The sequence below is a fragment of the Lentzea pudingi genome, from assembly GCF_014646255.1.
GTDB lineage: Bacteria > Actinomycetota > Actinomycetes > Mycobacteriales > Pseudonocardiaceae > Lentzea > Lentzea pudingi.
Window position 1 is genome coordinate 229,311 of record NZ_BMNC01000008.1, and the last position, 21,226, is coordinate 250,536.

Annotated in this window: 23 protein-coding genes; 6 read left to right on the forward strand and 17 right to left on the reverse strand. The window is 70.9% G+C overall.

Annotation, left to right across the window (positions count from 1 at the left end; translation table 11 throughout):
* Positions 1 to 7: 7 nt before the first annotated feature.
* The 4 genes from IEY88_RS27485 to IEY88_RS27500 all read right to left on the reverse strand — a co-directional run bounded on the left by IEY88_RS27485 (position 8) and on the right by IEY88_RS27500 (position 4,250).
* Positions 8 to 631, reverse strand: coding sequence for an ESX secretion-associated protein EspG (locus IEY88_RS27485; RefSeq protein ID WP_308426017.1), 624 nt, complete (start codon positions 629 to 631; stop codon positions 8 to 10).
* Positions 628 to 930 carry a hypothetical protein gene (locus IEY88_RS27490; RefSeq protein WP_189157738.1) on the reverse strand — a complete coding sequence of 101 codons (303 nt, stop codon included), beginning with the start codon at positions 928 to 930 and terminating at the stop codon, positions 628 to 630. Before IEY88_RS27490 ends, IEY88_RS27485 begins: the two co-directional genes overlap by 4 nt.
* A complete protein-coding gene (locus tag IEY88_RS27495; RefSeq protein ID WP_189157739.1) occupies positions 927 to 2,042 on the reverse strand; it encodes a hypothetical protein in 1,116 nt (371 codons plus the stop codon). Before IEY88_RS27495 ends, IEY88_RS27490 begins: the two co-directional genes overlap by 4 nt.
* Before the next feature lie 96 nt (positions 2,043 to 2,138).
* On the reverse strand, positions 2,139 to 4,250 hold the full coding sequence (locus tag IEY88_RS27500; RefSeq protein WP_189157740.1) for an XRE family transcriptional regulator: 2,112 nt from the start codon (positions 4,248 to 4,250) through the stop codon (positions 2,139 to 2,141).
* An 88-nt stretch (positions 4,251 to 4,338) separates the two neighbouring features.
* On the opposite strand from IEY88_RS27500, the gene IEY88_RS27505 reads away from it, so the two are divergent.
* Entirely contained in the window at positions 4,339 to 4,938 is a 600-nt protein-coding gene (locus tag IEY88_RS27505) for a DedA family protein (RefSeq protein WP_229693814.1), read from the forward strand.
* On the opposite strand, the gene IEY88_RS27510 is transcribed toward IEY88_RS27505, so the two are convergent.
* On the reverse strand, positions 4,901 to 5,620 hold the full coding sequence (locus tag IEY88_RS27510; RefSeq protein ID WP_189157741.1) for an SDR family NAD(P)-dependent oxidoreductase: 720 nt from the start codon (positions 5,618 to 5,620) through the stop codon (positions 4,901 to 4,903). The two genes, IEY88_RS27505 and IEY88_RS27510, sit on opposite strands and share 38 nt — an antisense overlap.
* Positions 5,621 to 5,729: 109 nt before the next feature.
* On the opposite strand from IEY88_RS27510, the gene IEY88_RS27515 reads away from it, so the two are divergent.
* Positions 5,730 to 6,569, forward strand: coding sequence for an alpha/beta fold hydrolase (locus IEY88_RS27515; protein ID WP_189157742.1), 840 nt, complete (start codon positions 5,730 to 5,732; stop codon positions 6,567 to 6,569).
* 64 nt (positions 6,570 to 6,633) lie between these two features.
* On the opposite strand, the gene IEY88_RS27520 is transcribed toward IEY88_RS27515, so the two are convergent.
* The 3 genes from IEY88_RS27520 to IEY88_RS27530 are packed head-to-tail and all read right to left on the reverse strand — an operon-like array spanning position 6,634 to position 9,489.
* On the reverse strand, positions 6,634 to 7,545 hold the full coding sequence (locus IEY88_RS27520) for a Gfo/Idh/MocA family protein (protein WP_189157743.1): 912 nt from the start codon (positions 7,543 to 7,545) through the stop codon (positions 6,634 to 6,636).
* Between the two features lie 5 nt (positions 7,546 to 7,550).
* Positions 7,551 to 8,618 (reverse strand): ABC transporter permease, encoded by a 1,068-nt coding sequence (locus tag IEY88_RS27525; RefSeq protein WP_189157744.1) that lies wholly within the window; start codon positions 8,616 to 8,618, stop codon positions 7,551 to 7,553.
* A gap of 1 nt (position 8,619) precedes the next feature.
* Entirely contained in the window at positions 8,620 to 9,489 is an 870-nt protein-coding gene (locus tag IEY88_RS27530; RefSeq protein ID WP_189157745.1) for an ABC transporter ATP-binding protein, read from the reverse strand.
* An 89-nt stretch (positions 9,490 to 9,578) separates the two neighbouring features.
* Between IEY88_RS27530 and IEY88_RS27535 the strand changes: the two genes are divergently transcribed.
* Positions 9,579 to 10,049, forward strand: a complete 471-nt coding sequence (locus IEY88_RS27535; RefSeq protein ID WP_189157746.1) for an NUDIX hydrolase — start codon at positions 9,579 to 9,581, stop codon at positions 10,047 to 10,049.
* On the opposite strand, the gene fdhD is transcribed toward IEY88_RS27535, so the two are convergent.
* Positions 10,046 to 10,885, reverse strand: coding sequence for a formate dehydrogenase accessory sulfurtransferase FdhD (fdhD, locus tag IEY88_RS27540; protein WP_189157747.1), 840 nt, complete (start codon positions 10,883 to 10,885; stop codon positions 10,046 to 10,048). The two genes, IEY88_RS27535 and fdhD, sit on opposite strands and share 4 nt — an antisense overlap.
* Before the next feature lie 390 nt (positions 10,886 to 11,275).
* A complete protein-coding gene (locus IEY88_RS27545; RefSeq protein WP_189157748.1) occupies positions 11,276 to 12,517 on the reverse strand; it encodes an MFS transporter in 1,242 nt (413 codons plus the stop codon).
* Between the two features lie 62 nt (positions 12,518 to 12,579).
* Between IEY88_RS27545 and IEY88_RS27550 the strand changes: the two genes are divergently transcribed.
* Positions 12,580 to 13,764, forward strand: coding sequence for a molybdopterin molybdotransferase MoeA (locus tag IEY88_RS27550; RefSeq protein WP_229693815.1), 1,185 nt, complete (start codon positions 12,580 to 12,582; stop codon positions 13,762 to 13,764).
* Here the strand turns inward: IEY88_RS27550 and IEY88_RS27555 are convergent.
* Genes IEY88_RS27555 through pcaH form a run of 6 tightly spaced genes read right to left on the reverse strand, consistent with a single transcriptional unit; the run spans position 13,742 to position 18,749 of the window.
* Positions 13,742 to 14,830, reverse strand: coding sequence for a winged helix DNA-binding domain-containing protein (locus tag IEY88_RS27555; RefSeq protein WP_189157749.1), 1,089 nt, complete (start codon positions 14,828 to 14,830; stop codon positions 13,742 to 13,744). The genes IEY88_RS27550 and IEY88_RS27555 overlap by 23 nt on opposite strands.
* 34 nt (positions 14,831 to 14,864) lie before the next feature.
* A complete protein-coding gene (locus tag IEY88_RS27560; RefSeq protein ID WP_189157750.1) occupies positions 14,865 to 16,034 on the reverse strand; it encodes a 4-hydroxybenzoate 3-monooxygenase in 1,170 nt (389 codons plus the stop codon).
* Positions 16,035 to 16,059: 25 nt separating this feature from the next.
* On the reverse strand, positions 16,060 to 16,401 hold the full coding sequence (locus IEY88_RS27565; RefSeq protein WP_189157833.1) for a carboxymuconolactone decarboxylase family protein: 342 nt from the start codon (positions 16,399 to 16,401) through the stop codon (positions 16,060 to 16,062).
* Positions 16,398 to 17,522 carry a lyase family protein gene (locus IEY88_RS27570; RefSeq protein WP_229693816.1) on the reverse strand — a complete coding sequence of 375 codons (1,125 nt, stop codon included), beginning with the start codon at positions 17,520 to 17,522 and terminating at the stop codon, positions 16,398 to 16,400. The genes IEY88_RS27565 and IEY88_RS27570 overlap by 4 nt, the downstream gene beginning before the upstream one ends.
* 2 nt (positions 17,523 to 17,524) lie before the next feature.
* Complete coding sequence (locus IEY88_RS27575) at positions 17,525 to 18,019, reverse strand: dioxygenase family protein (RefSeq protein WP_189157751.1); 495 nt, start codon at positions 18,017 to 18,019, stop codon at positions 17,525 to 17,527.
* Positions 18,012 to 18,749, reverse strand: a complete 738-nt coding sequence (gene pcaH / locus IEY88_RS27580; RefSeq protein WP_229693817.1) for a protocatechuate 3,4-dioxygenase subunit beta — start codon at positions 18,747 to 18,749, stop codon at positions 18,012 to 18,014. The genes IEY88_RS27575 and pcaH overlap by 8 nt, the downstream gene beginning before the upstream one ends.
* A gap of 109 nt (positions 18,750 to 18,858) precedes the next feature.
* On the opposite strand from pcaH, the gene IEY88_RS27585 reads away from it, so the two are divergent.
* Positions 18,859 to 19,431 (forward strand): TetR/AcrR family transcriptional regulator, encoded by a 573-nt coding sequence (locus IEY88_RS27585; RefSeq protein ID WP_189157753.1) that lies wholly within the window; start codon positions 18,859 to 18,861, stop codon positions 19,429 to 19,431.
* Between the two features lie 65 nt (positions 19,432 to 19,496).
* Positions 19,497 to 20,306, forward strand: a complete 810-nt coding sequence (locus IEY88_RS27590) for an alpha/beta fold hydrolase (RefSeq protein ID WP_189157754.1) — start codon at positions 19,497 to 19,499, stop codon at positions 20,304 to 20,306.
* Here IEY88_RS27590 and IEY88_RS27595 read toward each other — a convergent pair.
* Positions 20,303 to 21,118: a cellulose binding domain-containing protein gene (locus tag IEY88_RS27595; protein ID WP_189157755.1), complete on the reverse strand. Its 816-nt coding sequence runs from the start codon at positions 21,116 to 21,118 to the stop codon at positions 20,303 to 20,305. The genes IEY88_RS27590 and IEY88_RS27595 overlap by 4 nt on opposite strands.
* Positions 21,119 to 21,226: the final 108 nt, after the last annotated feature.

The window sequence follows — 21,226 nt, forward strand, 5'->3', positions numbered from 1 at the left end:
TCTCCCCCTACCTCCAGGCTCGCGCGACCGCGGCGAGCTCACCGATCGCACGGACCAGGTCGTGGTGCCGCACCGGGTTGACGCTGACCCAGCCGTCCTCCCCGACGTCGACCCTGACCCGTCCGCCCGCACTGTCCAACCAGGACACTTCCTGTCGCCGCCCGCCCCTGACCACGCCCGCCTGCCCCTGCCCGGTGACCTCCAGGTCGAGCCCGGCGCCGGGCGGCAGGGTGATCGGCATCAGCTGCGCGGCCCTGACCTGCGGCACCAACGCCGCCAACTCGTCGCCGAGCGTCTCCGCCTCGACGTGCGCGACCCGTACCGTGCTCCCGGTCTGCGTGCACACGAGCGCGTCGTCGCCGTAGACCATCGCGACCGCGCCCGTTCCGGGCACGACGAGGTCGACCACGACGGTGTGCTCGTGCAGCGCCGTGACCAGTGCGGCGGCCATGCCGGTCGGCCCGTGCGATGCCGCGAGTCCCCGCGCCTGCAACCCGTGGCCCGCCTCGGAGAGCAGCGCCGCGCGTTCGTCCGCGCGCTTGCCGAACGACGGCACCCGCAGCGGGAACGGCCAGCGCACCCCGGCGTGCGTGGCGAGCAGGTCCATCTCCACCAGGTCGAAGGCGATCACCGGCCCACCTTCCGCGCCTGCTCGGCGTCGGTCTCGGTGTAGGTCGACTCGATCTCCGCGAGCAACTGCCGGAACTCGCGCACCTCACGTTCGGCGGCACCCACCTCACCGGCGAGCCCCGACCCGGCGTCCTTGAGCCGCCGCGACAGGTCCTGGGCGGGCGGCGCGGTGCCGAGCAACGGCTGCCGCTCCGCCAGCCTGCTCGCCGTCGCCACCAGGGCGGCGGTCTGCTCGGCGAGCCTGCTCAGGGACCTGACCCGCTCCCGCAACCCGTCGGGCGACACCTCGTAGCCGGTCACTGCTCCTCCCCGATCACGGCCGGAGACACCCGCTCGGTCACCGCGAACAGGTCGTGGTCGAGCGTGGGCATCTGGTTCTCGTGCTCCTGGTCCTCGTCCTTGCGCGCGCCACTCGCCGGTGGTGCGCCCATCGCGTTGTTCTGGGCCGAGGGACGGCCTTCTGCGGTGAGGGAGCCGGTCGCGGTGATTGCGCCGTGCTGGCCGAACATCACCCCGGCACGCATCCCTGGCGTGAGCTGCTGGCTCACCGGGGCGGTCGTGCTGGCCACCGGGCCACGCGTGGATGTGGAGCCGCCGCTCACGAGTCGTTGCCAGGGCACGCCACCCGAGCTGGGTGTCTTCACCGTCGCCGAGGTGGCGCGGGGTGCGACAGCCGCCTGCGAGGTGGCGCCGCGCGGTGCGGCAGCCTGCGGGACGGCGCCGCGGGCGTCGTCGATGATCCGGCCGCTGCCGTTGAGGCTGGACTCGTAGGTCTGCATCGCCCGGACGGCCTGGGCCTTCTGTTGGTCGGCGGACGCGGCGCCGAAGTAGAAGAAGAAGCCCGAGCCGGATGGTGTCGGTGCGCTCGGTAGAGCGAACGGCGCGGGTGCGCTGGGCAGCGCGAATGGCGCGGGTGCGCTGGACAACGTCATGGACCCCGGCGCACCAGGCAATGCGAACGGCGCCGGCGCGAACGTCCCCGGTCCACTGGGCGGCGTGAACGTCCCCGGCCCACTGGGCGGCGCGAACGGTGCCGGCGCGCTCGGCAGCCCGGCGAACGCCGGCATCGTCACCCCCGGCCCCGGTGGCGGCGGCATCGAGGCCCGGGCCGACGCCAGCGCGTCAGCGGAGTCCTGCGCGGCCTTCTGCCCCGCGACCGCCAGCTCGCTGATCTTCTCGATCCGCTCCGCCAGCGCCCCCAGCCGTGCGGCGGCCTCCTCCGCCGCGGCCCCGGTCCACCCCTCCGTCAACGCGGCCCGTTGCTCCCGCAGCACCTCGGCGTGCGAGGCCAGCGCGGCCCGGTGACGCGTCCACTCCTGCGCCACCGCGCTCACGTCGGCGACATCAGCGTCCTGCCACAGCATGCGGTGCAACTCTTCATGGCTGTACGCCTCCCAGTTGATGCCTGACACCCCTGGAATCCCCTCCCTCGTCCCCGGCGACGATCACAGCCGGGCAGGACGGGGGAACAGGCCAGACGACCGGCCACTTGTGGCCGGTCCGTCTGATCAGCGCGAACGCGTGAGGTGGTCCTGCAGGCGCGCGTGCCGGAACTGGTAGACCGCACCCGCCCGGCGCAGCACGCCGCGCCGGTACGCGTCGTCGAGGAACGCCGGCAGACCCCACGGCAGGTTCCCGGTCAGCGGCAGCCAGACGCGTGCGAACACGACCCACTGGCCCCACGCGGTCAGGCTCAGCACGTACGCGAGCCCTCCGCCGACGCCGCCGACGAGCCCGAGCGCCAGGGCCGTCGTCGGGCTCCACACCACCTCGAACCGCAACACCGTCAGACCACTCGCGACGACGCCGGTGGCCCCCGCGACGAACACCGCGAACACCGGCGCCATCACCGCGACGAGGCCGAGCACCGCACTCCGGTTCGCGGTCAGCAACCCGTCCGGACTGCCCGCCGACCGCACGTCGAGCGGTGCCTCCATCGCGGCGACCACGGCGAACACCAGCCCGGCGCCGAAGCCGAACACCAGGCCGAACACGCCGACGTCGACCAGCACCCCGGCCGTCATCCCGAACTCGGGCACCACCAGCCAGAACGCCATCGCGCGCACCAGCCCGTACGCGGCGCCGATCGCCCCGCCGAACGCCAGCCCGAGCAGTCCGCGCGACCACACCCGCCTGCCGGCGCGGCCACGCAGCCGCAGCCGGGTCCGCACGGGTTCGATCGGCGTCCTGCGCGCCACGTACCAGTGCGCCACCCCGAACAGGAGGCCGGTGACCAGGCCGATCATCACCGCGAACAGCAGACCCCTGGCGCCGAGGAAGCCCTCCAGCGCCGTCTCGAGCACGAGGTCCGCGACGCCGACCGCCAGCCCGACACCCAGACCCGTCACCACCGACGAGCCGCCGAACCGCCACCACGCGATGTCGTGGGTGCCGAGCCTGGTCAGGTGGTCCGCGAGGTACCCGAGCCAAGGCTGTACACGTTCGGTATCCGAGCCGTATACAGCAGGTATGAAGCTGCCGAGCAGGTGGCGTTCGATCTCGTCGGGCTCGTGCAGGGTCAGCAGCACGGCCGGGTCGTGGTCCGGGGTGTCGCTGTAGATCCGCCGGGCGAGCGCCACCATCAACGGCGTCGTCAGCACCTCGGCGAGCGGACCGCCGCACCGCACCTCGTCCAGCACGGGCTTCCAGACGTTGCCGCCCGGCCCGGTCTTGCGGGTGGTGCGCGGCAGGTAATCCGCGAGGTCGTCGACTGCCAGATCGGCCAGCACCACAGCGGCAGCCGACGTCAGCACGTCCGTGCCCTCGACGGCGTCGCGGTACTCGTCCACACGGCTCGTGAGCAGCAACGGCAGAGTGGTGGTGTTCAACGCGTTGAGCGCCAACCGGTGCAGTCCGCTGGCAATCTCGTCGAAGCCGTCCAGCACGGGCAACACGCGCTGCGAGTCGACCAGCGCCGCCGCCAGCGTGCCGCCGCTGGGTCCGGGAGCCGCGAGGAACGGGTGATCACGCGTGAGCTGGTCGGCGAGCCAGTCGCGCAGCCCCACGCGCCCGGGGTGCCACGCGCCGAGGCCGAAGATCACCGGTACGGCGTCGGCCGGCGAGCGGGTACCCAGCAGGTCCAGCGCGAACCGCGTGGTCAGCACCGTCTTGCCGGACCCGGCCCGCCCCAGCACGACCAGCCGCCGCGACCCGACCCTGCGGTACACCTCGACGACCTGGTCCAGGCTTCCGCCGAGCCTTGCCTCACCGCCGATGTTGAGCCAGCTGTCCATCCACGTCGCGGGCGCCGCGTCCCACCGCACCGGCAACGGCACCGGGTCGTGGATCTGCCGCTGCTCCTCCTCGCGCCGCCACCGGCCCTCGACCGCGACCTTCAACGTCTCGACGGCCTCGTGCAGCGGGTCGAACCGGACCGGCTCCGCCACGACCACGGGTTCGTCGCGCCCGGCGGCCGAGAACAGCTCGACCCGTTCGGCTCCGGTGAGCTCCAGAGCGTCGGCCAACGCGCGCACGGTGCCCATGCGCGGATCGGTCCGTTCGCCGGTTTCCAGCCCTCGCACCGTGCGGATGCCCACGGCGGCGCGTGTCGCGAGCGCCTCCTGGCTCAATCCCGCCCGCTGCCGCCATTGACGCAGCAGTAAGCCGAACTGGCTCCCCACAACCGCCCCCTCGTCCCGATGATCAGCACACTACCGAGACGGCCGCGTCTCGTGGCCGATCCCATCCGGTTGGAGGAAGATCGCGGTTGTGCTGACCGAGTGGCTCCACGTCGTTCCGCCGTTGCTGGTCTACCTCGTCGTGGGTCTGGTGGTCGGGGTCGAGAGCATGGGGATCCCGCTGCCGGGCGAGGTCGTGCTGGTCGCGGCGGCGCTCATGGCCTCGCACCACGACGGCGTCTCACCGGTCTGGGTCGGCGTCGCGGCCTCCGCCGGCGCGATCATCGGCGACAGCGCCGGGTACGCGCTGGGCACGCGGTTCGGCCCGCGGATCTTCGGCTGGGCGGGCGAGAAGTTCCCCCGCCACTTCAGCGCGGACAAGGTCGGCCGCGCCCAGGCGCTGTTCGAGAAGTACGGCGCCTGGGCGGTCTTCTTCGGCCGGTTCGTGGCGCTGCTGCGGATCCTGTCCGGTCCGCTCGCGGCCACGATGGGCATGCACTACGGGAAGTTCCTGCTGGCCAACGCGGCTGGCGGCATCGCGTGGGCCGGCGGCACGACGGCGGCCGTCTACTTCGTCGGAGAGGCCGCCGAGCACTACCTCGCGGAGTTCTCGTGGATCGCGCTCGTGGTCGTGCTGGTCGCGGTCGTCGCGTTCAGCGTCCGAGCCCGGCTCCGCCGTTCACCCCGATGACCTGGGCGGTGATGTGCCCGGCCTCCGGCGAGGTCAGGAACGTGATCGCGGAGGCGACGTCCGCCGGGGTGCCCGCGCGGCCGTTCGCGGGGCTTCCGACGAGCTTCTTGCGCCGCTCCTCGCTCAGGGTCCCGCCGAAGAACTCGGTGTCCTCGGTGACACCCGGCGACACCACGTTGACCGTGATCCCCCTTGCCCCGACGGCGAACGCGAGGTCCGCCGTCCACGCCTCGACCGCGGACTTGGCCGCGCCGTAGGCACCCGAACCCCGCCGGCCCGCGATCGAGCCGAGCGTCACGACCCGCGCGTTGTCGGCCAGCCGCGGCTCCAGCGCGGTCGTCACGAGAACGGCGCTGATCACGTTGGACTCGTAGTTCGCGAGCCACAGGTTCTTCACGTCGGACAGGTTCCGCGGCGCGGGCAGGCGCCGGGTCATGTTGCCGCCCGCGTTGTTGACCAGAACGTCCACCGAGGACGGGAGGTCCGGCAGCGCCGCCTCCACCGACTCGGGGTCCGCCGCGTCGAACACGACCGCCCGCGCGCCGATCTCGTCGGCCGCCGCCTTCAGGACGTCCTCCCTGCGTCCGGTGATCACCACGTCCAGGCCCTGCTCCACGAGCCGTGCCGCCACTGCCCTGCCGATGCCCGTGCCGCCGCCGGTCACCACTGCTGTACGTGTCATGCGACCTTTGATAACAGCCGAATACATGCAGGTCGATCGGCCTGTCAGCCCATCGGGGTTCACGTCTGTGACTAGGCTGCTCAGACCCGACTCCACTGGGGAGAATCGCATGGAAACTCACGTTCTCGAGACAGACGGCGCCGCCATCACGTACGACGTGAGCGGTGAGGGCCGGCCGTTGATGATGATCGGCCAGCCCATGGACGCCAGCGGCTTCACGGCCCTGCGCGCGCAGTTCCCCGACCGCAAGGTGATCACCTACGACCCGCGTGGCATCGGCAGGAGCACCCGTTCGGACGGCCGCACCGACAACACGCCGCAGACCCAGGCGGCGGACGTGCACGCGGTGATCCAGGCCGTGGGCGGCCCGGTCGACCTGTTCGCGTCCAGCGGCGGCGCGGTCACGGCCCTCGAGCTCGTGGCGGCCTACCCCGGCGACGTCCTCACCCTCGTCGCCCACGAGCCACCGCTGATCGACGTGCTGCCCGACGCGGCCGCCGCCCGCAAGGCCCGCGACGCGTTCATGGACGCCTACCAGGCCAAGGGTCAGGGCGCGGGCATGGCGGCGTTCCTGCACATGAGCTCGCACCAGGGCGAGTACACCGACGAGTACTTCGCGCAGCCCCTGCCGGACCCCGCGCAGTTCGGGATGCCGTCCGAGGACGACGGCAAGCGCGACGACCCGTTGCTCGGGACCGCCTCGCTCGCCATCACCGACTACCAGCTCCGGGTGCAGGACCTGATCGCCGCGCCCGCGCGCATCGTGCTCGCCGTGGGTGAGGAGACCGGCGACGCGTTCACCGCGCGCACAGCCCGGCACACCGCGACGCTGCTCGGCCAGGAGGCCGTCGTGTTCCCGAGCCACCACGGCGGGTTCATGGGCGGCGAGTTCGGCTACGCGGGCAAGCCGGAGGAGTTCGCGGTCAAGCTCCGCGAGGTGCTCGGCTGAGGAGGACGTGGGCGTGCATCCGGTCGAGGTTCGGCCGGATGCGTGCCTCACAAGATCCGGCGGATCACCGCAGGAAAGCCTCGACCACCTCGGCCACGCGCCGCCCGCTCGCGAAGTCCGCCAGGTCACGCGGGTGCTCGCCCCGCACGGCCTGCGCGAACAGCGTGAGCCGCGAGTAGTCGGACCCGGTCTGCTCCAGCGGCACCGGTTCCCACGGTCCTCCGTCCGAAGTGGACAGCAGGGCCCACTGGCCGAGGCGCAACGACCGTTCGGTGCCCCACGCGGTCCACTCGTAGATCTCGGGCCCGGCCAGTCCGGAGAACGCCGACACGTGCACCGGCACGCCACTGCCCCGCAGCACACCGCGGGCCGCGACCTCGGCCGCGCCGGGCTCGGGGAAGTCCGACGAGACCGACTCGACGGTGACCGGCCCGAGCATCCGGTCGGTCAGGTAGACGAAGTGCGACAACACCTCGCGGACGAACCCGCCCTGCTCGGAGCGCGACAGCCAGGTCGCGTCCGCCTGGAACGCCCTGGGCCACCGCGGGAACTGCAGCCGGATCTCGACGCCCCGCAGCGTGCCGAGCTCGGGTAGCCGTCGTTCGATCTCGATCGTCGCCGCCATGTCGGAGAGCGCGAAGTTGACCGCGTTCGGGCGTCCTTCAGCGGCTTCGGCCATCGCGCGGGCCTCGGCGAGGTCGACGGCCAGCGGCTTCTCGCAGAACACCGCCTTGCCGGCCGCGAAAGCCCGGTGCACGAGTTCGGCGTGCGACGCGGGTGGCGTCGAGATGTACACCGCGTCCACATCGGACAGCACGTCGTCCAGCGTGGTGAAGACCGGGATGTCGAGCGTGCGGGGTGCGACGTCGACACCCGCGACCACGGTGAAGCCGGGATGTGACCGCGCCGCCGTCAGCATCCGGGTGCCCATGGCTCCCAGGCCGACGACGGCGAGGCGAATCGGATCAGCGATCATGCGCCCTATTCTGCAGGTGCCCAGGCCTTCGAGAGCTTCACCCGTGCACCGGTCTGCAGCAACGAGCCGGTGTAGAGCCGCGACGCGACCAGCAGGATCACCACGACCGTCACCGCGAGGATGCCGAGCGAGAGGATCGCCTCCCACGCCTTGGCCTGCTCCGCGAACAACCGCACCGGCATCGCGACGCCGGCCGTGAAGGGCACGAACGACATCACCTTGAGCACGGCGGGGTTCTCGTAGAAGAACTGCACGCCGAAGTACGGTCCCATCACGGCGATCATGACCAGGCCCATCGTCGAGCCGAGGTCCTCCTGGCGGCTGACCAGCGCGCCCGCCACGGCCCACATCGACGAGATCAGCACGAACCCGAGCATCAGGAACGGGATGAACCAGCCGAGCGCGGGCGCCACCACCCCCAGCAGCTCGCCGAGTCCCGCGACCCGCAACGCGATCGGTGCCGCCAGTGCCAGCACGACGACCTGGCCGAGCGTGAGGATGGTGTGCCCGAGGATCTTGCCCGCGAGCAGTGCCCGCACCGGCACCGTCGACACGAGGATCTCCACGATCCGCGTCTGCTTCTCGGTCACGGTGCTCTGCGCGATGGCCGCGCCGCCCATGCCGAACATCAGGAACACGAGCCCGAACACGATCACGGTGACCGACCGCTGGCCGGAGGTGACCGCCGAGGCTTCGAGCAGTTCCACCGGAGGCGACTCGACGAGCTCGCGGATCACGCTGTTCGGCGGGGAGTTGAGCGCGAGGACCTTGATCCCGGCGCCGTCCGGCACGATCGCGGCCTCGACGTCGTCGGCCCTGACCAGGTCAGAGGCCTCCTGCACGCTGCCGACCTCGCGGACGTCGAGTGCCTTGCCCTGCACCGCCTGCGAGGCGGAGCCGACCACGGCGACCTTCGGGTCGTCACCGCCGAAGACCGTCGGCAGCACGGTGAGCGCGAACAACCCGACGACCGTGAAGGCGAAGCCGATCCAGAAACCCTTGGTACCGAACAGGGTCTTCATCTCGCGTTCGGCGACGAGCCACGTCGCCTGGCTGAAGGACGCACGGGCCATGTCAGATCACTTCCTTGAAGATCTCGTCCAGCGTGGGCACGACGGGCGTGAACGAGCGGACCTCGCCGCGGTCCAGCGCCGCCCTGAGCACCTGCTGGGGTTCCGCCTCGAACACCGCGCGCGGCCCGTCGAGGTCGAGGATCGTCACGCCGGGCACGTCGCGGACCCAGCCCGCGTCCTCCGCGACGACGATCTCGTAGCGCTCCCCCGCGTGCCGGGCGCGCAGCTCCTCGCGTGACCCGTTCGCCGCGATCCGTCCCTTCGAGATGATCACGACGTCGTCGCAGAGCCGTTCCACGATGGCCAGCTGGTGGCTCGAGAACAGCACCGGCACCCCGTTGGCGGCGCGCTTGCGCAGCACGTCCAGCACGGTCTCGACGGCGATCGGGTCGAGGCCGGAGAACGGCTCGTCGAGGATCAGCACGTCCGGGTCGTGCACCAGCGCGGCGGCGATCTGCACGCGCTGCTGGTTGCCGAGCGACAGCTCCTCGAGCCGGTCGCCGGCCCGCCCGGTCAGCTCCAGGTCCTCGAGCAGCTCGTCGGTATTGCGCTGCGCGGTCTCGCGGTCGACGCCGTGCAACCGCGCCAGCCACGTGATCTGGTCGCGCACCTTCATCTTCGGGTAGAGCCCGCGTTCCTCCGGCATGTACCCGAAGTCCGGCCGGTTGTCCGGCCGCACCTCGGTCCCCTGCCAGCTCACCGAGCCCCCGTGCGCGGCGAGCACCCCCAGCACGATGCGCATCGTGGTCGTCTTGCCCGACCCGTTGGCGCCCAGGAAGCCCGTCATCCGGCCGGGCCGGACGTCGAAGCTCACCTCGTCGAGCACCTTGTGATCGCCGAAGCTCCGGCTGATCCCCCTGACAGTCAACATGGGGAGAACGGTAGGTCGCGGCGTTCAAGATCGCGTCCGCCGCGCGGCATCATCCTCGCGGAGGACCCCTTACGGGCTAACGTGCCCGTATGAGCTTCCGTTTGGCCGCGTACGCCGTCAGCGTCGAGAACGACCGCGTGCTGCTCGTTCGTTGCGTGAACACGCACAGCGAAGACCAGTGGTCGTTGCCCGGCGGCGCGGTGGAGCACTGCGAAGATCCGTTCGACGCGGTGGTCCGCGAGGTCGCGGAGGAGACCGGCTGCACCGGCGAGGTCGAGCGGCTGCTGGGCGTGGACTCCCGCGTCGTCCCCGCCGACGAACGCCACCTGTCCGAACTGGGGCCCCACCAGAACGTCGGCGTCTTCTACCAGGTCCGGATCACCGGCGAACCGCGCCCGGAACCGAACGGCGCGACCATCGATCCTGTGTGGACACCGCTCGCCGACGTCGCGGGACTGCGCCGGTCCTCACTGGTCGACGTCGGTCTGGCCCTCTTCGCGGAGAGGCCGCCGACCGGGCATGTCGCTGCGGTACCGGTCGGCGGCCTGGTCCAGCACTAACGCACGCCCGCCGTCACTCCCAGCCGGTGGCCGCCCGTGTAGACGTTCATCGATGAGCCCCGCAGGAACCCGACGAGCGTCACGCCCATCTCCTCGGCCAGGTCGGCGGCGAGCGACGACGGCGCGGACACCGCCGTGAGCACCGGGATCCCCGCCATGACCGCCTTCTGCACCAGTTCGAACGACGCCCGCCCGCTCACCTGCAGCACGGTTCCCCTCAGCGGCAGCCGTCCGGTGCGGGTGGCCCAGCCGACGACCTTGTCGACCGCGTTGTGCCGGCCGACGTCCTCGCGCAGGCACAGGAGAGTGCCCTGGGCGTCGAACAGGCCGGCCGCGTGCAGGCCGCCGGTGCGGTCGAAGACCCGTTGCGCGGCACGGAGTTTCGTGGGGAACTCCGTGATCGTCTTCGGGTCGAGGCGGATCGGGTCGGACGCCACCTGCCAGGTCGCGACGGTGCGCACGGCGTCGAGACTCGCCTTGCCGCACAGGCCGCAGGACGAGGTGGTGTAGAAGTTCCGCTCTATCGACGGGTCGGGCGGCGCGACGCCTTCGGCGAGCCCGACGTCGAGAACGTTGTAGGTGTTGCCGCCGTCGGCCGTGGCGCCCGCGCAGTAGCGGATCGACACGATGTCGGACGGCGAGCGCACCACGCCCTCGCTGACGAGGAATCCCGCGGCCAGGTCGAAGTCGTCACCCGGCGTGCGCATGGTCACGGCGAGGGACTTGCCCCGCACGCGGATCTCCAGTGGTTCCTCGACCGCCAGCGTGTCCGGCCGCACGGTGACCGCGTCGTCCACCAGCCGCACCACGCGCCGCCTGCTCGTCACTCGTCCCATGACCCGCCTCCCTGCAGATCGCGACGCACTCGTCGAGCAGGCGCCGCAACACCTCGTCCCCGGACAACGCCCTCACGGCCGAGGCCACGACCCAGTCGCGCGGCCACCACCTCGGCACGACGATCCCGGCGCTCCTCGTGCAATGTGCTATCAGACGTTGGGCTGACGCTTGCCGCGTCCCGATCACCTTGGTGGCGTACGGAAGCAGCTTGCGCCGTCCAGCCTCTGTGGACTGGTCGTTGACGCACCGCGCCACGCACGCCAGCACCGGGTGCACGCAGGCGGGCCGGTCCGACCACACCTCGCCCGCGAGCACCGACGTCAGTTCCATCAGGCAACAGCCGTCCGCCGGCGTCCGGTGCCAGCCCTTCGAGAGCCGCGGCACGCGGCTCACAGGCGCGGCCTCCCCGGCTGCGACAGGTGCCCGGTGAGCACCGCGCCCGCCAGGCCGAGCACGCCCGCCGCGATGAACGCGAACGTGTGCCCTTGCGAGGCAAGGACGATCGCGGCGATCAGCGCTCCGGCGGCTTTGGCGGTGTAGAGCACGCCGAAGTTCTGCGCGCCGTTCGCCTCGCCGAAGTACTCCCTCGTCACGCCGACGAGCAGCGAATAGCAGCACCCGGTGCCGAGACCCGCGAACGTGGCGCCGATGAGCAACCCCGGCACGTTCTGGCTGTACAACAACACGAACTGCGCCAGCCCGCCCGTCGCCAGCGTCCAGACGAGCGCCTTCCTGCGACCGATCCGGTCCGAGATCCACCCGACCAGCACGCGACCGGTACCTGTCGCGGCAGCTAGCGTGGCCAGCGCGACAACGCCGAGCGCCTTGTCACCGACGAACAACGGCAAGTACGCCAGGTCGTAAAGGGACACCGCCGCCGCGAACGCCACACCGCCGTACAGCCACCAGAACGTGCCGCACCGCATGGCCTCGTGCGTCCGGAACTCCTTGAGAGCAGACCGGTTCGGCACCCTGGCGCGATCGAGCGCCCACTCGCGCGGCGGGACGTGCGGTGGCCACCAGTGCTCGGGCGGATCCTTCACCAACGCGCCCGCCACCGCCAGGACGGCAGCGATCGCGACCCCGGCCTGCACCAGGAACCCGCCACCGAAGAAGAACCCGGCGGCCAGCACGAACGGCACCGACCCGTACGCGAACGCCCCGCTGACGAACGCGACTTTGCGCGTCACCCGCTCCGGATACCAGCGGACCACCGTGCTGACGCACGTCGCGTAGACCAGCCCGGCCCCGATGCCACCGAGAATCGCGTACCCGACCAACTGGTTCTGCCCGAGCGTGATCAGGCCGGCGCCGCACAGGGCAGCCCCGATCCACATGGCGCCGGAGGACGTGAGCCGCTTCTGGTCTCTCAGCCAGGCTGCAGGAAACGCCGTGCCCGCCTGGCACACGGTCCACAACGCCAGCGCCCAGAACAACTCCGGCACACTCCACCGGTCCCGCAACTGAGGAATGAGCGCCCCGAACCCGTACTGCCCGATGCCGGCCGCGAGCATCGCCGCCCAAGCGGCCCACAGCACCGTGCGACGCGAACGCCCCGACGCCTCGACGTCGGTCTCCCCCACCCGGTAGAGCCTGCCGACGTGATCACGTACGTAAGTCGCGACTGGCATGCCCTTCACCCCGTCCCGAGGATTGCATACAGTATTCGGTAGGCTATACCACGGGAGCCCTGATGAACATGCCTTGGACGCTGGCCCGCCAGACGGCCCGCGATGCCGCGAAGCCTCTGGACGCGATCGAGCTCGCCCTGCCCTCTGCTGTGGGGTTGGCGTTGGCGTCGGCTGTGCGGGCGCTCGCCAGTCAGCCGACCTGTGACACCTCGGCGATGGACGGGTTCGCGGTGGCCGGGCCTGGGCCGTGGACCGTCGTCGGGCGGGTGGCCGCGGGAGATCCGGTGCCGGGGCCATTGGCGGTGGGCGAGGCGTTCGGGGTGGCCACGGGGGCGCCGGTGCCGGAGGGCTCGGAGGCCGTCGTCCCCGTCGAACTCTGTTCGGCGGACGGCGCTCTGCTGATCGCCGAAGCGCTGCCCGGCAAGCACATCCGCCGCCGAGGCGAGGACTGGTCAGCAGGCGACGAGCTGGTCCCCGCCGGCTCTCGAATCACCCCTGCCGTCCTCGGCCTGGCCGCCGCAGCGGGCCACGACACGCTCCTGGCTCACCGCCGCCCACGCGTGGCCGTCATCGTCACCGGCGACGAACTCCTCCACGCCGGCCCACCCCGCCCAGGCCGGGTCCGCGACGCCATCGGCCCGATGCTCCCCGGCCTGCTGCACAACGCCGACCTCCTCGGCACCACCCACCTGCGCGACGACCCGGACGCCCTGGCCGACGCCCTCACCTCCGACCGGGCGGCCCTCATGCCCGAACTGACTGATGCCCTCACCTCGAACCAGGCCGACGTCCTGATCACCTGCGGCGCCACCTCGGTAGGCCCGGCCGACCACCTCCGCCGCGTGCTCGCGAACCTGAGCGCCGAAGTCCTCGTCAGCGGCGTCGCCTGCCGCCCCGGTCACCCGATGCTGCTCGCCGTCCTGCCCGACGGCCGCTTCGTCGTCGGCCTGCCAGGCAACCCGTTCGCCGCGCACGCCGCCGTGCTGACCCTGCTCCACCCCCTGCTCGACGCCCTGGGCGGGCACACCACGAACCCACCGGTCACCGCCTGGCTGGGCGATGTGAACGCTCACCCGCGCGACACCCGCCTGGTCCCGGTCACCAGGTCCGGCGCCCTGGCCGTACCCGTCGGGCACGACCGGCCGGGGTCGTTGTGGGGTGCGGCGCTCGCGGACGCGGTCGCGGTCGTTCCGCCCGGTCATCGGGGTGGTGAGGTGGAGGTGCTCACTTGCGGGAGCGCCAGCTGACCTTCGACGACCCCGCCTCTGGCGCGTCCTTCACGACGGTCCGCACCGGCAGGCCGAGGAACTCGCCGAACCGCCCGATGTGGTCCACAAGCCGGTCGACGTCGAAGCCCGGCAGCGGCCTCAGTTCGACGTCCACGGAGGTCTTCTTCAGGACTCGCCGCCACAGACCGGCGATCTGCCCGTCCTCGATGAGAGTCGCGTGGAACATGCCGTTGTAGGTGGAGATCGGTATCTCGCCATACCGGGTGAAGAACGCGCCACGGTCCTTGTAGCCGATCAGAAGCTCGTCGTAGGCGGGCAGCACGAACGCACCCAAGGCCGGTGTGAGGTCCGGCGGCAACCAGTACTCCTTGCCGTCGAACGTCTCGCACACCAGCGACGACTTCACCGCTTCCAGGCCGCGGGAGGCCTCGCGGACGCCGATGCCGCACCAGTTCGCGAAGTCCGCCAGGGTCGCCGGGCCGTGGCTGCCGAAGAAGCGTGACGCCAGCACCGCCATCGCCTCGTCGCCGTCCAACGAACGTTGGTGTGGCGCCCATTCGTCCAGGAGCACGAACGTCTGCTCCTTGCCGCGTGGCGGTCCCGGTACGACCAAGCCCTCCTGGGCGAGGTGGATGAACGTGAAGTAGCTCTGCTGCCGGTCGTCCGGAATGCCGACGCCCGCCATGAGGGAGATCATCTCGCGCCGGGTGAGACAGCCGCCTCCGGTCAAAGCCTCCACGAAAGTCTTGCGCGCCAACGACATCAGTTCGGGCGTCATGTGGTGGTAGGCCCACGCCTTGGGGGTCAGGCGGGCAAGGTCGCGGGCGCCGAAGAGGCCCAGCATCCAGCGGACGTCCTCGGCCAGGACGTAGTGGATCGTGCCTCGCATCAGCCACGTGCGGACGACACGACCGGACTGCAGCGCTGATTCGACGTCGGCGATGCGTTCCCCGGCCGTGCGCAGGCCGATGGCCCACAGGGACTGGCCGTAGTCCTGGCCCTGCATTGCGCCGAGCGAGCGCACGACGTCCTCCGCCGACCGGAGCCGCCCGATGTTGCCGAGGCGCAGCGCCGCGATGTCCATCGGGCCAGTCTCACCGACCGCGCTCCAGTCTCGCTCAAGCGGGCCAGCAGCCCGTGTACCCCTCGGCCAGGTAGCGCGAGCCCGCCTCCGAGCCGACGACCGAGGCCAGTTCGCTGAGTTGCCTGCGCACGTCGAAGTCCGTCGCGGCGGGCAGGGAGTGCAGCATCGTCGTCATCCAGTACGAGAAGTGCTGTGCCTTCCACACGCGGTCGAGTGCGCGCGGGCCGTACGCGTCCAGGGCGTCCGGGTCGTTCTTGAGCAACGCGCGTTCGATGACCTCGCTGAGCACGCTCACATCGGCCAGGGCCAGGTTCAGGCCCTTGGCACCGGTCGGCGGCACGGTGTGGGCGGCGTCGCCCGCGAGCAGCAGGTTGCCGTGGCGCATGGGTTCCGCGACGAACGACCGGAAGCGCAGCACGGTCTTCTCGGTGATCGGGCCTTCCTTCAACGCGAATCCGTCCGGGCCCGCCACGCGCGCCTGCAGCTCCTCCCAGATCCGGTCGTCGGACCAGGCGGCGGCGTCGGTCTCCGGCGAGCACTGGAAGTACATGCGCTGGTGGGTCTCGGTGCGCTGGCTGATCAGCGCGAACCCGCGCGGCGAGTGCGCGTAGACCAGTTCGGGAGCGCTGCGCGGCGCCTCGGTGATGATGCCGAACCAGGCGAACGGGTACTCGCGGGAACTGTGCCGGCGCAACGCTTCCGGCACCTCGGCGCGGCAGATCGAACGGGAGCCGTCCGCCCCGACGAGCAGGTCGCAGCGCACCTCCTGCGCGATCCCGTCGCTGTCGGTGAACCGGATCGCGGGCCCGCTGACGTCGACGGACGTGTCGCTGACGCCGAACCGCACGTCGCCGCCGTCGCGTTCGCGCGCGTTCGCCAGGTCCACGAACACGTCGGTCTGCGGGTAGAGCCAGACCGACTCGCCGACCAGCGCGCGGAAGTCGACGCGATGGCTCTCGCCGCCGAACCGCAGGTCGATGCCCTCGTGCGGATGCCCTTCGCGCAGCACCCGATCCGACACTCCGGTGTCGGCCAGCAGTCGCGCGCTGTCGGCTTCCAGGATGCCGGCGCGGACCGTCTTCCCGATCTCCACGCGTGTTCTGTTGTCGATGACGACACTGTCGATCCCGTTGAGGGACAACAGGTGCGAGAGCATCAGCCCCGCCGGTCCCGCACCGACGATGCCGACCTGCGTGCGCGTCATTAGAACTCCTTGGTGAGCGGGAGTATTAAGAGTGTTCCTTCAGGACCTGCCGGGCCACCGAGAAGGCGTGGTTCGCCGCGGGCACCCCGCAGTAGATGGCGCTCTGCAGGATCACCTCGCCGATCTCCGCCTCGCTCAGCCCGTTCCGCAGCGCCGCGGCGACGTGCAGCTTCAGCTCGTCCCAATGCCCGTGCGCGATCAACGCCGTCAGGGTGACGGCACTGCGCATCCGCCGGTCGAGCCCGGGCCGCGTCCACACCTCACCCCACGCGTACTTCGTGATGAACTCCTGGAAGTCGCGAGTGAACTCGTCCGGCGCCGCCCTGTCCACATGCGCGTCACCGAGCACCTCACGCCGGACCTTCATGCCCTCGTCGTAGGACACCGCACCTCCCACCGCTTCAACGCCTCGTCCACGAACACCCCGGCCGCCCCCAGGTACGACCCCGGATCCGTCCCGCCACCACGCTCCGCCAAAAGATCAGGAGCGGCCTCGGCAGCCCGCCGCGCCATCACGTCGGCGCGCACCTCGAGCCCCTCCACCAGTTCCGCGGCCTGCGAACCCGCCACCACGGCCAGCTCCAGCAACGCCCGCAACGCCGGCCACTCCGCGTGCCACGCCCCGTCCGGACGCTCGTCCACCGCCCGCGCCGCGCACAGGTGCAGCTGCGCCCCCAGCCCGGGAGCTCGCAGTGCCGCGCTGTTCACCAGCACCGACAGCACCGGGTTCCGCTTGTGCGGCATGGTCGACGACCCACCGCGCCCGGCCACGAACCCCTCGCGGACCTCACCGACCTCGGGCCGCCCCAGCGTCAGCAGGTCCGCCGCCATCACCCCGAGGGCGTCACAACACCGCACCACCGCGTCGCCGAGCCGCGTGACCGGCGCGCGGTAGGTGTGCCAAGGCATTCCCGGCCACACCAGGCCCAGAAAGCCGGCGAGAGCCGCAGCAGAGGCAACGGGATCCGCGACACGGGACAACGTCCCCGCCGCGCCCCCGCACTGCACCGGCAGGCCGGAGGCCACCGCTTCCAGCTCGTCCAGCGAGTCGAGCACGCCCACCAGCCACCGCGCGGCCTTGAGCCCGAACGTGATCGGCACGGCGTACTGCGTCAACGTCCGCCCCGCCATCACGCTGCCGCGATGTTCCCCAGCCAGCCCGGCCAGCGCACGACCGGTGCGTTCAAGATCCGCCGAAACGCGTTCCAAAACCCCGCGCGCCAGCAACATCAGCGCGGTGTCGAGCACGTCCTGACTGGTCAGTCCGGTGTGGACGGGCGTGGAGACCCGCGCACGCAAGGCGGAGACCAGCGGCAGCACAGGATTGCCCGCCGCCTCCACCTCGACCGGGTCCAGCGAGGGAACCCAGTCGCCCAGGGACAGAGGCGATCCGAGCACGCGAGCCCAGGCGACCTCGACCTCCAGCATCGCCCGCACCAGCGCGGCGTCGTCGAGGAGGCCGGCGGCGCGATGGGATCCGGGGAGCACGATCACGTCCGCGGGAACTGGAAGAACACCGTCTCGGACGGCCCCTGCAGGTGGATGTCGAACCGGAGGCGCCCGTCGTCCTCGCGCGAGGCGACCAGCCCGTCCACGACGTCCGCGGCGCCGGGCAGGTAGATGCGCGTGAACAGGCGGTCGAGCAGCCCTCGCGCGAACACCGTCACCGCGAAGAACGGCAGCCCTGGCTCGACCGTGCTGAACCAGTAGTGCCCGGCGCCGTCGGTGCAGGACCGGCCCCAGCCCGTGAACCCGGCACCGCGCCGCCGCAGCGACCCGCCGACCCGTGGCACGACACCGGAGGCGTCGGACTGGCGGATCTCGATCATCGCGTCCGGTACGGGATCACCCGCGCCGTCGAAGACGTAGCCGTGCAGCACCACGGATCCGGCCGCGCCGAACGGCACCAGTTCGGAGTCGCCGGGGTACGCGAGCGCGTGGTGGAAGAACGGGCCGACGGTCTGGCCCGGGGTGGCTTCAGTCATCGGACGGCTCCAGGTGGGTCGCGTGGCTTCCGGTCAACACGATGTCCCACCGGTAGCCGAGCAGCCACTCGTGCTCCGACCGCGAGTGGTCGTACGACGCGATCAGCCGGGCCAGCGCGGCCGGATCGGTGATCGACTGCGCGATCGGGTCCAGCGCCAGCAGCTGGTCGCCGGGGAAGTACATCTGCGTGATCAGCCGCTGCGTGAAGTCGGTGCCGAACAACGAGAAGTGGATGTGCGCGGGCCGCCAGGCGTTGTGGTGGTTGCGCCACGGGTAGGGGCCCGGCTTGATCGACGTGAACGAGTACCAGCCGTCGTCGTCGGTCAGGCACCGGCCGACGCCGTGGAAGTTCGGGTCGAGCGGTGCCGGGTGCTGGTCGCCCTGGTGCGAGTAGCGGCCGGCGGCGTTGGCCTGCCAGATCTCGACGAGCTGGCGGCGCACCGGACGTCCGTCGCCGTCGAGCACCCGGCCGTGCACGCGGATGCGTTCGCCGATCGGCTCACCGCCGCGCTGCAGGGTCAGGTCGGCCTCGACCGCGGCGACGTCGGAGTGGCCGAACACGGGCGCGAGCAGCTCGGCGCCTTCCGGGTCGGCGTGCCGCGGTTCCTTGGTCGGGTGGCGCAACGTCGTGCTGCGGTACGGCGCGAAGTCCAGCAGCGGCGCACCTCCCGGTGAGTCGGCCTGGATCTTCGCGATCTCGTCGCTGATCTCGTGCTGGCTGGTCGTCACGTCGTCGAAGGCTAGGCAACCGACTCCCGGGAGTCGACCGCCACTTTCCATTGAACGGAAAGGCCCGCGTTAACTTGACACCTCCGAGACGACCGCTCATATTCGAGGAATGCCCAGGGCAAGTGTGCGAGAGCAGATCGTCGAAGCCGCGTTCGAACAGTTCCACCGGCACGGCTACAACGCGTGCGGCGTCAAGCTGATCACGGACAGCGCGAAGGTCCCCAAGGGCTCGTTCTACAACCATTTCGAGAGCAAGGAAGCCCTCGCGCTCGTCGTGATGGACCGCTACGGCGAGACGCGGCACCTCGACAAGCTCGCGACTCCGAAGACCGCGCCGCTGGCCCGGCTGCGCCACCACTTCGAGGCCCTCGCGCAGGACATCGTCGACTTCGGCTACGAACGCGGCTGCGTCTTCGGCAACTTCAGCACCGAGGCCGCCGACCACATCCCCGCGATCCGCGCCGGCGTCCGCACCGCGTTCGACCTCTGGGCGACCGCGATCTCCGCGGTCATCCGCGAGGCCCAGGACGACGGGATCGTGACGACCACCCAGAGCCCGGACGCCCTGGCCAGGTTCCTGCTCAACTCCTGGGAGGGCGCCATCGTCGGCGAACGCGCCACGAAGGACGGGTCGTCGTTCGCCGCGTTCTTCACGGTCGCCTTCGAGGTCGTCCTGCGCTGAGACCCAGCTCTCGGTCCGGTCCGAACTGCTTGACGAATTCTAAGACGACCGGTCATATTGGATGCATGAGCGACATCCACCCCCGGTTCCACACCATCGACGGTCTGTCGATCCGCTACGCCGTTAGCGCTGACAAGCCCACCGCGCTGCTGCTCAGCCCCTGGCCCGAGAGCATCTACGCCTACGACGCGACGTGGGCGAAGCTCGCGGCGCACGCGAACCTGATCGCGGTCGACCTGCCCGGCTTCGGGCACTCCGAGCTGCGCGAGGACCTGTTGTCCCCCAGCCGGATGGGCGAGTTCGTCGTGCGCATCGCCGACGCGTTCGACCTCGACCGGCCCCACGTCGTAGGGCCCGACATCGGCACCAGCGCGGTCCTGTTCGCGGCGGCGCAGGCACCGGACCGGTTCCGCAGCATCGTGATCGGCAGCGGCGGCGCGCTCTCCCCGACCGATCTCGGCTCACCGCTGCACGACTGGGTCCACGACGAGGACCTCACGCCGTACCGCGCGCTGGGCCCGAAGGACGTTGTGAACGTTGCCATGGACGCCATCGAGGGCTACGAACTGCCGGACGTCGTGCGGCAGGACTACCTCGCCGCCTACCAGGGCCAGCGGTTCGTCGAGCAGATGGCGTACGTGCGAGCCTACCCGGCGGAGCTGCGAAAGCTGAACGAACTCCTCCCGGGCATCACCACGCCCGTCCAGCTGATCAACGGCAAGCGCGACTCGGTGGTGCCGGTCTCCAACGCCGAGCACCTGCGCGGGCGGTTGTCGAACAGCAGGCTGGACGTCGTGGACGCCGGGCACTTCGTCTGGGAGGAGAACGCGGACGAGTACGCCCGGATCGTCACGACTTGGTGGCAGCAGCACTAACCGGTCGTGCAGGCAGCTCCGTTCACGCTGAACGACGCGGGCGGTGAGGTGGGACCGTTGGCAGAGCCGTTGAACCCGAACGTCACCGAGCCGTCCTTGACGATCAGCGCGTTGTAGCCCGCGTTGGCAACGCTCACCTCCGCGCCGGACTGGGACACCGTCCCGTTCCACAGCTGCGTCACGGTCTCGCCGTCCGCGAACCGCCAGCGCACCGTCCAGCCCTCGACCAGCGCGCCGCTGACGTTGCGCACGGTCACATCGGCCTGGAACGCGCCGGCCCACTGGTTCGTGACCCGGTAGACCACGACACAGGTCGAGGCAGGCGTCGACGGGGGCGGTGGCGCGGTCGACGCTGGACAGTCCCCCTGGGCCCAGAGTCCGAGTTTCGCCTTCGACGCCTTGCTTTCCGCCTCGACCAGCGGGCCACCGTCCACACCGGCGGTGCGCAGAAAACCGTACTGGACTGCCAGCAACGCGTAGTCGGTGCCGTCGGGAAGTGCCAGGGAGACCTCGCCGGGCGTGATGCTGCTCACCCGGACTTCCTTGTCCCGCAACGTCTTGGTGGCGAAGTCGAGTGCGGCGGCGGCCGCGCACACCGACGGTTCGGCCAGCAGTGAGATGCGGGCACGGGTGCCGTCGGCCAGCTCGACGGTGCGGCCGTCCACAACGGTCCGCACCTTTGTGGACGGCTCCTTCGCTGCCACATCAGGAGAAGAGATGTTCGGCGCGGGGACGGGCCTGCCGTCCTGCGAGGCCGTGCACCCGGCCACGAACAAGGTCAACAGCACCAACAAGTGCTTCCGTGCTGCCATTGGCCAAATCTATCGCCGGAGGCAGCGTCCGCAATCGGCTGTTCGGAGTTGATCAACTCGGGCTTTCGGAGGTGTGGGCCGCGCAGCGCTTCCGGATGTGCGAGCGTG